Genomic DNA, 11109 nt, shown 5'->3' on the forward strand with positions numbered 1-11109 from the left:
ACGTAACGGTTCGCAGTAGGAAGAGTCGATCTCTTTCACAAGGTAGGCGCACACCTCCCGCATGCGCTCTCGCCCGAATTGCGCGACATCGGAAACAGGATAACTATACTGGTCGCCACGTACGTGGTAGGAAATAGCTACGCCCAGACCGTAGAATTTTATAGGTTTCTGCTCTACCAAAGTAAGATCTATGTATATATGGCTATTATCGCTGTCCTGGGCCATCACGATATTAGGCTTGGAAAGGAATTCTTCATTCATGATCTTTTTGATATCGGCCTCCAGGCCTGTATTGCCGCGTATCTTCACGAATACATTTATTCCCGGGACCTGCCCCTCCTCACCACAGACATTACCCGCGAACAATTCCAGGATAAAGAACATTCCGGCGAACACACAGAATAGATATCTTGCCACGCGCCGTATCATGTTCATCACGCCCCCCTTATTGCCGCGTTCTTGACGTATCCGCGAAGGATCTCAGCCATCCTCTCGAGTTCAGCCTTTTCGTATGGACGTACATCCCTGAACCGCTCATCAAGCGTAATGATCGGACGGAACTGTTGAAGATAGTAGCTCCCCGCCCCTTTCACCAGTGGCCCTATCTCCCGGATATCATCCGCGTCTACGATCCCGGGCACACAGGTCGTCCGGAACTCATAAGGCACGGTAGACATCATCACCGTCCTTATGGTCCTCCATACATTCTCTTCCGCGTTCTTCACGCCAGTAGCCATCTGGTATTTCCCCGGCGACGTCTTGATATCAACTGCGATGTGGTCAAGCATGCGGTCCCTGAGAAGCTTCTCAACCGCTTCGGGCATATATCCGTTCGTATCAAGCTTTATCTTGAATTTAAGCGCGCGTATTTTTTTGATGAAGGCCGAAAGCTGTTTGTGGATCGTAGGCTCCCCTCCGCTTATTACCACACCATCTACCATCCCCTTGCGGAGGGCAAGGAACTCCAGCACATATTCTTCTGAACATTCAAACTTTTTTTCCAGGGACACCAGGTCGGGATTCTGACAATACCCGCACCGGAAATTGCATCCCTGAAGGAACACTACAGAAGCTATATTCCCCGGATAATCAACGAGCGACAGTTTCTGCAACCCGGCTATTATCATCTGTAAGCTCACAAGCAAGAGCGCCTATGTTGTATTTTTTCCTGTCAGCGAACTCGGCGGCTTTCCCCTTATTCCATGACTGCACCGGCCTGAAGAATCCGGTCACTCGGGAGAAGACCTCAACATCACATTTTCTTTCACTCATATCAAAACCTCCTTGTTCTCAGTTGCCGCCTCGTCCTTATGCTCATACGGACAGGTAAAATGTTCACCCGGGATATATCCATGTTCCGAACAGATAGTGAAGGACGGTGATATCGTAAAATAGGGTATGTGGTAATTCTCCGCTATCTTACGCACCAACCGTTTACACACTTCCGTATCGTCTATACGCTCGCCCAGGAAAATGTGGAACACCGTTCCCCCGGTGTACAATGTCTGCACCTGGTCCTGGTGATCTAGCGCGCCAAAAAGATCATCCGTATAGTTCACGGGAAGGTTAGAAGAGTTCGTGTAATAAGGCTCTTCCTTCCCCTGGGTCATTATCCCCGGATATTTCTCCCTGTCCATTTTTGCCAGCCGGTAGGTAGTTCCTTCCGCGGGGGTAGCTTCAAGGTTATAAAGGTGGCCCGTTTCTTCCTGGAACTCCACCATCCTCTGCCGTATGTAGTTCAGCATCTCCACAGCGAAGGCCGTGCCTTTTTCCGTGCTTATATCCTCGCCCAGCAGGTTAAGGCATCCTTCATTCACTCCAACCACTCCTATGGTCGAAAAATGATTGGCCCAGGCCGTACCTCGTCTTTTGCTTATATCCCCAAGGTAATGCTGGGAATAGGGATATAGCCCTTGGTCAGTAAGCTTCTCCAGCACCTTCCTTTTTATCTCGAGGGCCTCTTTTGATACCCGCATAAGCTCATCCAGGCCGTTGTAGAAATCCTCTTTGCCTGAAGATAGATACGCGAGACGTGGTATATTAAGGGTAACGACCCCGATGGACCCTGTAAGGGGGTTAGACCCGAAAAGCCCCCCACCTCTTTTACGTAACTCACGGTTATCAAGCCTGAGCCTACAACACATGCTTCTCGCGTCGTCCGGGCTCATGTCGCTGTTAACGAAATTCGAGAAATAAGGAATGCCGTATTTAGCCGTCATCTGCCAGAGAAGGTCAAGGTCGGGGTTATCCCAGTCAAAATCCTTGGTGATATTGTACGTGGGGATAGGGAACGAGAAGATCCTGCCTTTGGCGTCCCCTTCTATCATTACCTCGCAGAAAGCCTTATTTATAAGATCGGCCTCATGCTGGAAATCCCCGTATTTCTTATCCTTCAGGTCCCCGCCCACTATTACCGCCTCGTTCTTGAACGAGTCGGGGATGGTCATGTCCATAGTGATATTCGTGAACGGGGTCTGGAACCCTACCCTGGTAGGCACGTTTATGTTGAATATGAACTCCTGCATATACTGTTTCACCTGGCCGTAGTTAAGGTTATCGTAGTATATGAATGGCGCGAGTAACGTATCGAAATTTGAGAACGCCTGCGCGCCCGCGGCCTCTCCCTGCAACGTGTAGAAAAAATTGACTATCTGTCCGAGCGCTACCCGGAAATGTTTCGGGGGATTCGACTCGACCTTTCCATAAGCGCCCCCGAACCCTTTTGCCAAGAGATCCTTCAGGTCCCATCCGCAGCAGTAAGCGCTTATGGACCCGAGATCATGTATATGGATATCCCCCAACATATGTTTCTCCGCTATGTCTTTGGGATATATCCTGTCCAGCCAATATTTGTTCGAGACCGCGGTGGAAATGAAATTATTAAGCCCCTGGAGGGAATATCCCATGTTGGCGTTCTCTTTCACTCGCCAATCCTTCTGCTGTATGTAATTGTCGACCATGTTCACCGCGTCAGAAAGAAGAGCTTTGGTCTGGCGGAGTTTCGCGTGTTGTTCCCTGTAAAGTATGTATGCTTTAGCCGTCTTCGCGTGCCCGTTCTCGATCAGAAGTTTTTCCACAAGATCCTGTACGTTCTCGACCGTCGGGACCCTGTTACCTTTATATATGACCTCGAGAATGGATATCGCCTGCTTGGTTATGGCGAACGCTTTTTCCCGATCTTCTCCTCCTACGGCTTTTGCCGCGGCGAAAATGGCGTTATCAACTTTTTGCGGGTCGAACGGCTCCAGCCTACCGTCCCTTTTCCTGATGAATTTTATGTCCGATGAATACATGCTATTTCCTTTCCGCTTGAATGTATATTCAGTAAAAAATACCCCATTTACCACGCTCCTGGAAAGCGGGTAAAATATTAACTTAGCCCGTCAATGGGCCGATATGTTCCTTTCAAATAGATCAGTGCCGGAAGAGTGGGTCTATATTTCATCTTAATGGGAATGACTTTAAAATATGCCGTGTAAACCTGCCCAATCACGCTTTTTTCCTTTGCTGCCCTTACTTCTGTCCCGGGCTTTTCCCCGGAAGCATACTTATCGTTCCAGGTGCCGAGGCATTAGAGAAAATACCATATATTGCCCCCCTTGTCAAGAGCACAACTATATATAGTTAGCCGCAAAAAAGTTGGCTCTTTTGAACTTGACTCGTTTTTCTCCTGTTTTAAGGGGTCGCCGCGGGTTTTTCTGCGGCTTCGATATCCTATCATTCCGGATAAATTAAAGCAAGTTTTATCTTCACCGGACGAAAAAAAGGCGCGGACAGGATGCTTCCACGCCTTTCATTTCCCAGATAGACCATGTACTGTTATTTCTTTTTCGTGGCCTTTTTCGCGGCTTTTTTGACCGTTTTTTTCTTTGCGACCTTTTTTGCTCCACAACAGCAGGCTTTCTTCATTACACCCTCCTTATGTTGTTCCGTGCATCCTCATCAATAAGTCTCATAATCCTCATCCCTGTCGATATACCTATCCAGTTCATCGTCGGCAGCGCCATCGTCCGGGTCCTCTTCCAGATAATCATCTTCTTCGCTATCCCGATCTTTCCCGGGCTTCGCCCCGCCTTTCGATCTCAGCTTGAGAGGCTGTACGCTTACTATCTCCAGCTCGGCATCGCAACTGGGACAATAGAACATTTCGCCGTCCTCAGCATAGGGGTCGATCTCAATTATATCCCCGCATTCGGGACATTTCGTCGCTCTTGGTCTTCCCATTCCGCCTCCTTGAGGTCAAATCGTTCTATGCCGACATATACGTGACCGTCTTCTGGCCACCCTCTTCCTTGTACTCCACAAAAACCTCATCTCCCGCTTTCAAGTCCCCTATGGACGTTATCTCACTCAATTCCACATCCGGGGAAATTACGTACGCCTGGTCTTTTTCCTCCCCTGTCATATAATCGTTCTCTTTCAGGACAAGGCTGGTCCCCGAAACCTCGACTATAGTCCCATCCGCGTAACTGTAATCCGCCATATCCTGTGCCGCTTCCTGTACGGGTTCCTGGGAGACCTCGACCACTATCTCTTCCGTTTCTTGTGCCTGTAGCGATGTCCCGGACAGGGGCAATGCCGCGACAAGAAAAGCCACCAGAACAGCACCTAATGCCTTCTTCATTTTTTACCTCCGGTTATTTTTTGTTTTTTAAGACCAGTCCTTTTCAAGTCCTCCTTGAAGACCTCTACATCGGAAAGTCCTTTTATTATCGCGTTCAAAAGTTCCCTGTGCGCGTTCGTGGCTGGTTTGGCGAGAAAATACTTCACAAGGTTGCCTTCCCTCCTGTCGCGTACCACCCCCGTCAGGCGAAGCCTGGTAAGATGTTTTGAGATATTGGACTGTTTCTTCCCAAGAGCGTCGCAGAGTTCGGTAACGTTCATTTCCCTGGTATTTTTCAAAAGATGTATTATCCTGAGACGAGTGTCGTCCGCGAACGATTTAAGGATCTGCCTGGCCTTCCTGATCTTCATTCCCGGGTCACCTTTTCCCGTAATAGTTCTTTATGTACTTTATCGGCTCCTGTTCGAACTTTTTCGCGGCGTCAAGCGACGAGAACCAGTACCTTTTACCGTTATAAACGCGATATACCTTTTTGGAGGTCAGCTCCTGGCCCGTAACAAGACATTTCTTGTTCCCCGCGTCCGGGATGAACATGCTTCTCGCCTCGCTCGGTGTCTGGAACGATATGATCCCCAAAGATATAAAAGCAGCGGCCATAATGGACAAGACCATCACTTTCTTCTTCATAAGTCCCCCTTTTTCTGCGGCAGCACACGCACTATTATCCACTATATGACCATATGTTCATATAGTTTACTATCAATCCTAATAAAGTCAAGAGTCTGTCAAAGCCCGAGCATAGCGGCCATAAGAGCCAGGTAATCACAGATATGACGTGTAATGAGGAAGTTCTTGCGGGTATAATCCCGGGCATTTTCCCCGAGTTTTTCGGCTATTTCCGGGTTGTTCAATAAGTACCTTATCCTGAAAGCGCACCCTTCTACCGAATTCACGGTATATCCCGTACGCCCGTAAAGTATCTGGGTCATTATCCCCCCCACAGCACCACCAATAACAGGTTTTGCCTTCCACATGGCCTCGGCTACCGTAAGCCCGAAACCTTCTTTAGTGGATTTCTGCAGGATAACAGTGGCAGCTCTCTGAAGGGCGTTTATGGTCAAGTTAGCGTCCGGCGGCAGGTCCAACACGAATATATCTTCGTCGGACGAGGCAATATCCTTCACCGTCTTTAGTACCGCCATCCCCTCCGGATCATCCGTTGCCCCTCCCCCGGCAAGCACAAGACAGCAGTCGTCGTATCTTTTTACTACTTTATAGGCCTCTATCACTCCCACGGGATCCTTGAACTTATCGAACCTGGAGACCTGGAGTATCATTGGTTTATCCCCCGGAATACCGTATTTATGTGTTATGGCCTTTATTTCAGTATCGGTAAGGTCCCTGTTCTTATCGCTCAACGGATCTATGGATGGATATATGAGGAACTGAGGTATGGACAACCTCTGCGCGAACCCGGGAAGGGAAAAGATCGCGCCATCATATTTTTCCACATACTGTTTCAGGAAGTTCCATACTTTCCTCTGGGGGCGTGAAATATCTATATGGCATCTCCACACCCATTTTGATCCGGCGGGTTTTTGTTCGATAAAAGCCGCCGGCTGAGGATCGTGGATAACGGTAAAGTCCGCGTCAAGAGACAAGTTGGCCGCGTTCTCCGCGTTCACTTTCCTATATTCCTCATATCCCTCTTCGGGGATCCATGTAACGTCCCCCTGAAGCGTATTATGGAAGCTCTTGGTAGTGCTGTAAAAAAGTTCCGTTCCCTTGATGATCTCCCACCTGGCGTCTATCCCGAGTTCAGTGAAGATCGGGAGCAATCTTATAAGCATCTCAGCCACGCCTCCACCCATTTTCGTGGAATTCACGTGCAGGAACGACCGTCCTTTAAGCTTCTCGGCCAGGCAATATATCAGGTCCACTGTCCCCTCCGGGGCCACGGACCTGTAAGATGCCAGGGTAGGCTCGCCGCGCTTGATCACTTTTTCAGCTCTTTTTGGCATAGCTCCACGATCTTCCTTCTTATCTGTTCGAGACTGTACATATAGCAATCTATTTTTTCTATCTTATCCGCGAGCCCTCCGAGTCCCAGCACTTCCTCAAGCCATATCGAGAAATCACTCTTCCCTTTTTTTATCCTGATACGCGCTTCGAACATATGGAAATATATCGCGCTTGCGTGGATGCTGCTCAGCACCTTGATGAACTCATCAAGGCTCCCGGCCTTTTTCCCGGTCGGTACCTTAATGATACGCGATTTCATGAAATAAAAAGGTTCACCCTGTATGACCGCGGGCACGGTCCTAAGCGATGAGAGGTGCGCGTCCATTATATCGATGATCTCAGACCTGATCTCCTCTATCCCCTTCCCAGGGGCAGGAGTGATCGAGCCGAGCTTTTCCCCTAACACGCGGTCCCTTACCTGCAATACGGTCCAGTTCGCGAAATCGTTAGGGTATTGTCCTGACAGGTAAAAATGGCGGAGGAAATAACTATGAGTATGGTAGTAGATCGAATCCGCCGGGGCTTCCTCGATCATTTCCATAAGATGAAGCTCGTTGTCGGCTTTACGTCCGAGGAGCTCTTTTATTTCCAGGCATTCTATAAAATCGAATTCCTTCATCATTCTCCCAGACACTTAAATGATATCGCCGCTGTTCTTTTATTATAGTGGAAATGATCTCTTATTGTCAAACGCATCCCAGGAAATATCAGGCAAACCGCGTACTCAGGCAGCTCCGGCCACCATTACCAGCCGTGCTGAGTGAAAGACTCGACCTCTTTGTCTATAAGGTCTTTTTTCTCTCCGGGCATTTCAACGAATGAGGCGGCCAATTCAAAGGCCCCGGTACCCGGCATATCCTTTACCCGTATCACTTTGCCTATACACTCAAGTGGAGGCATCCCCTTAACGACATTAAGCTTTATATCCACAAGCGACCCCTTCAGGAGAGGACCATCATGATAAAAACGTGCTCCTCCCGCCCCGATGTCGGCTAAAGGCACCACGTCCCACATGGCGCTTTTCCACCCGGCCCTGTTCCCCGCGTACTGCCGGAGGAACATCTCTCCCGGACGCTTAATGCGGCTACATGTCCTTCTCTCTATGCCTTTATACATATGCCTCCGTTACCATATCCCCAGTGTTTTAATAGTATTAGTATATACTGCTATATACCACGAATACAAGGCCATCCGGGTTTTTTATTTGTCGCACTTGCTTTCATCTGGTACTTTTGGTATTATTGGAAAAAATCAACTGTTACCAACATAAAAAAGAAAGGATGTACCATGGCTTACAAAATAACCGATAAATGCGTTGCCTGCGGTGCGTGTAAACCGGAATGCCCGGTAGAAGCCATAAGCGAAGGCGAACCCATTTACATCATAGACCCTGAAAAATGCATTGATTGCGGCGCGTGCCAGGCCGTGTGTCCCGTACAGGCCATTGAGAACTAAAGACCATATCCAACAAGAACGCCCGGGGGGACCTCTCCCGGGCGTTCTTTATTTCCAGAGCACAAGATTTAATACCCCCCCGACCGTAAGCGCGGTCACCAGCATGATACCAACTGATCTTATCATATCCTTTATTCCCAGTTCCCGTATCATCACTGTGAATGTGGCCACACACGGGAAATAAATAGTAAGTATGGTACATGCTATGACCAGCTGCCGCGTTGAAAGATCCAGCGGCCCCAGCATGCCTACCGCTACATCCTTGCGAAGAAAGCCTATCACCATCGCCGAAATAGTGCCCTCAGGCAGGCCCCAGAGATCCCTGAATACGGGAGCTAACACCGTGGCGAATACATCCAACACCCGGAACATATATAACAGGTTTACCAGTAGCACCCCCCCGAGCACCATCGGTAACGCTTCTTTCATAAAACCGGATATCCTCATCCACAGTTTTTTAAGCACTGGTCCGATCTGCGGCATTCGGTATGGGGGGATCTCCCATAAGATCTCGGGACTCGCGCCTTTCATGACACGGTTAAGGATAAGCCCCTTGACCACCATAAGCACGAAGAGTATCCCGAAAATGAGCGCAACATACTTGCCCCCGCGTTCTCCCACGAGACCAACTATCATGGCTATCTGCGCCATGCATGGGACCGTTATGGCCATAAGCGTCGCGGCAATGAACTTCTCCCGCCTGTTCTCGAGAAGCCGCAATGCCATGGCTCCGGGGACGTTACACCCCAGCCCCAGTATCATCGGTACTATCGCGTACCCATGAAGCCCGATCTTGTGCATGAAATTATCCACCTGTGTCGCCAGGCGAGGCAAGTATCCCGAGTCCTCAATAATGCCAAGAACGAAGTAGAAACTTATTATATATGGCAATACCGCCGCCAGGGGCACATACAAACCTGTTGTCAAGAGACCGAAAGACGAGCCGAAATCTATTTTCCCGTCAACAAGCCCCCCGATCATGATCTCCCTCAGGACACCGCTGCCTAACACGCCGTTCAGCCAGTCCACCACCCTTATCCAATATTGTTCGAACAATGGGTCGAGAACATAATAAATAAGATTTTCCGCTATTGCCCTTATCAGGAGGAACGAAAGGTAAAGCACCACCAGGGCGACGGGCAATCCCGTAACGGGACGCGTCGTTACTTCTTCGAGCGCTTCCAGGACCGTATGATGGTGATGATGCAGTATTTGCGTTCCGCTTATTATCTCCCCGGCTCTTTTCCACTTTTCTTCCCGGGAGAGAACTTGTCCTCTGGCCGGGATACCCTGACGTATCCGCTCGACCAGGGCCTTGATCCCTTCCCCGGTTATCCCGCATGTAGTGACCACCGGGACACCCAGCATCTCCTCGAGCCTGCCCGTATTTATTTCAATGCCTTTATGTCTGGTCTCATCCCACATGTTCAGGGCTACCACCACGGGCTTGTTCTTCTCTATGAGCTCAAGCGTAAGGAATAGCCCTCTTTCCAGGTTCGTAGCGTCGAGAACGTTCACGATGATATCCCCGCTACTTATAAGCCCGCACGCCACTTCGTCAGCGCGGCATAACGGGTCGAGATTATACACACCGGGGACGTCCATCAGCACCCCGAACTCTTTATCCGAAAGTTTCATCCTTCCCTGGCTGAATCCCACGGTAGTTCCGGGGTAATTGGATATAGTGACCTTCGCGCCGGTAAGACGCGAAAATATAGCGCTTTTACCGACATTGGGGTTCCCCATGAGGAGTATTTTCTTTTCGTGATCTTCCATATTATTCTTCCACCATTATCCTCTTTGCCATACCATGCCCTACCGCCACTTTTGTCCGGTCCACCATGATAGTGACCGGCCCCTTCCAGAAATGGGCACTGAGTTTCGTGATGTACTTACCCGGCCTTATGCCAAGCGCTTCTAACCTGGCTATGGCATTATGTCCCCCGTTTATCTCTATAACGCGCGCGCGTTTCTTATTGTCAAGCTCTGTAAGGTCCACTTATTTCCCTCTTTTCTTTATCTTCCCGGGCTCCAACCCTCTCAAAAAAGCCGTCAATCGCTCGAACGTCTTCTGGCTTATAGAATGTTCCATCCCGCACGCGTCCTTTTCCGAAAGGTCCCTGTCCAGTCCCAGGACCTTATGAAGGAACCCCACCAGCATATCGTGTTTTTCCCGGATCTCCCCGGCTATTTTTTCCCCTTTACCGGTAAGTTCCACACGGCCGTATTTTTCATGCACTATAAGGCCTCGGTCCACAAGCACGGACAGGGCGCCCGTAACGCTTGGTTTTTTCACATCCATCACGCGACTTATATCGCTCACCCGCGCGGTCCCTCCTTCTCTTTTCAACGTAACTATGGCTTCGAGATAATCCTCCATGCTCGAAGTTAGCCTAGCACTCCCGCCTGACGCCATCTTTCCTCCCCTAGTGTTCTTTTCAATGGATATGTTAGGTAAGACTAACATATCCTGCGGAAAATGTCAATAACTGGGGTATGTTCGGGTAAAAACGGGCAGGATGCCTGTGTGTCCGCCAAGCCCGGCTTAGGAGGTGGTCCTGTCCTCAGGAAATACAATACAGCCGGTTCTCTTCAACCTTGTAATACAAAGGCGCGACCTTTATCTTCGGATATCTTTTGCTTAACCGAACGGCCTCACTGACGATGAAATCCAGTTCGTTCCCTATCTCGTGCATCAGGACAAGGTTCATAAAATGTTCCTCTGCCGCGTCCTTGGTCCATCCTGCCCGTTCGACAAGTCCGTTAATGAACTTACGTTTCTTCGATATAAGATTGGTCATCCCGCAATTATTGTGCGCGATGAGCGCTATATGCCCGACCTCACCTACGGCTATCGCGTAGGAGACCTTGAACGCGCTGTACCTCAGGTTAGCGCCTCCGGAACGTATTATATACGCGAAATTCTCGGGGATATGCAGGTGCTTACGATTATCCATACACATGCCTATTAAAAGCTCGGCATCGGAGTATGTTTTGAACGGCTTGTCGAGATTGTGGTACTCCAACAATAACCCTATGGGAGTATTGCGGTATTTTTTTGGTATATC

14 protein-coding genes and 1 pseudogene are annotated in these 11109 nt (G+C 49.3%); 1 reads left to right on the plus strand and 14 read right to left on the minus strand.

The annotated features are described in order from the left end of the window. The 10 genes and pseudogenes from PHH49_08195 to PHH49_08240 form a co-directional block, all read right to left on the minus strand. Nucleotides 1-435: hypothetical protein (locus PHH49_08195; protein MDD5488919.1), on the minus strand; the 435-nt coding region annotated here is incomplete at its 3' end. Then, entirely contained in the window at nucleotides 435-1139 is a 705-nt protein-coding gene (locus tag PHH49_08200) for an anaerobic ribonucleoside-triphosphate reductase activating protein (protein ID MDD5488920.1), read from the minus strand. The genes PHH49_08195 and PHH49_08200, both read right to left, overlap by 1 nt. Continuing rightward, nucleotides 1090-3293 (minus strand): annotated as a pseudogene (locus PHH49_08205) (ribonucleoside triphosphate reductase). The gene PHH49_08200 and the pseudogene PHH49_08205 overlap by 50 nt, the downstream one beginning before the upstream one ends. A 649-nt stretch (nucleotides 3294-3942) precedes the next feature. Continuing rightward, nucleotides 3943-4224: a hypothetical protein gene (locus PHH49_08210; protein ID MDD5488921.1), complete on the minus strand. Its 282-nt coding sequence runs from the start codon at nucleotides 4222-4224 to the stop codon at nucleotides 3943-3945. A gap of 25 nt (nucleotides 4225-4249) precedes the next feature. Further along, nucleotides 4250-4624: a hypothetical protein gene (locus PHH49_08215; protein ID MDD5488922.1), complete on the minus strand. Its 375-nt coding sequence runs from the start codon at nucleotides 4622-4624 to the stop codon at nucleotides 4250-4252. Further along, nucleotides 4621-4974 (minus strand): metalloregulator ArsR/SmtB family transcription factor, encoded by a 354-nt coding sequence (locus tag PHH49_08220; GenBank protein MDD5488923.1) that lies wholly within the window; start codon nucleotides 4972-4974, stop codon nucleotides 4621-4623. The genes PHH49_08215 and PHH49_08220 overlap by 4 nt, the downstream gene beginning before the upstream one ends. A 7-nt stretch (nucleotides 4975-4981) precedes the next feature. Further along, the gene (locus tag PHH49_08225) at nucleotides 4982-5251 is read right to left on the minus strand and encodes a hypothetical protein (protein ID MDD5488924.1); all 270 of its coding nucleotides are present in this window, start codon (nucleotides 5249-5251) and stop codon (nucleotides 4982-4984) included. A gap of 98 nt (nucleotides 5252-5349) precedes the next feature. Then, on the minus strand, nucleotides 5350-6585 hold the full coding sequence (locus PHH49_08230; GenBank protein MDD5488925.1) for a glycosyltransferase: 1236 nt from the start codon (nucleotides 6583-6585) through the stop codon (nucleotides 5350-5352). Next, nucleotides 6561-7208: a DUF5752 family protein gene (locus PHH49_08235; GenBank protein MDD5488926.1), complete on the minus strand. Its 648-nt coding sequence runs from the start codon at nucleotides 7206-7208 to the stop codon at nucleotides 6561-6563. The genes PHH49_08230 and PHH49_08235 overlap by 25 nt, the downstream gene beginning before the upstream one ends. Before the next feature lie 122 nt (nucleotides 7209-7330). Then, nucleotides 7331-7702 carry a PilZ domain-containing protein gene (locus PHH49_08240; GenBank protein ID MDD5488927.1) on the minus strand — a complete coding sequence of 124 codons (372 nt, stop codon included), beginning with the start codon at nucleotides 7700-7702 and terminating at the stop codon, nucleotides 7331-7333. Between the two features lie 171 nt (nucleotides 7703-7873). Here PHH49_08240 and PHH49_08245 point away from each other — a divergent pair, with 171 nt between their 5' ends. Then, nucleotides 7874-8041 (plus strand): 4Fe-4S binding protein, encoded by a 168-nt coding sequence (locus PHH49_08245; GenBank protein MDD5488928.1) that lies wholly within the window; start codon nucleotides 7874-7876, stop codon nucleotides 8039-8041. Between the two features lie 48 nt (nucleotides 8042-8089). Here PHH49_08245 and PHH49_08250 read toward each other — a convergent pair whose 3' ends face one another. From PHH49_08250 to PHH49_08265, 4 genes are all read right to left on the minus strand, one after another. Continuing rightward, a complete protein-coding gene (locus PHH49_08250; GenBank protein ID MDD5488929.1) occupies nucleotides 8090-9817 on the minus strand; it encodes a ferrous iron transporter B in 1728 nt (575 codons plus the stop codon). A gap of 1 nt (nucleotide 9818) precedes the next feature. Further along, nucleotides 9819-10040 (minus strand): FeoA family protein, encoded by a 222-nt coding sequence (locus PHH49_08255; protein MDD5488930.1) that lies wholly within the window; start codon nucleotides 10038-10040, stop codon nucleotides 9819-9821. Further along, on the minus strand, nucleotides 10041-10508 hold the full coding sequence (locus PHH49_08260) for a metal-dependent transcriptional regulator (protein ID MDD5488931.1): 468 nt from the start codon (nucleotides 10506-10508) through the stop codon (nucleotides 10041-10043). It lies immediately after the preceding gene. A 97-nt stretch (nucleotides 10509-10605) separates the two neighbouring features. Further along, nucleotides 10606-11109 (minus strand): carbonic anhydrase (locus PHH49_08265; GenBank protein ID MDD5488932.1); only part of this gene is annotated, 504 nt, incomplete at its 5' end.

Source organism: Candidatus Omnitrophota bacterium (genome assembly GCA_028715965.1).
Lineage (GTDB): Bacteria > Omnitrophota > Gorgyraeia > Tantalellales > Tantalellaceae > JAQUQS01.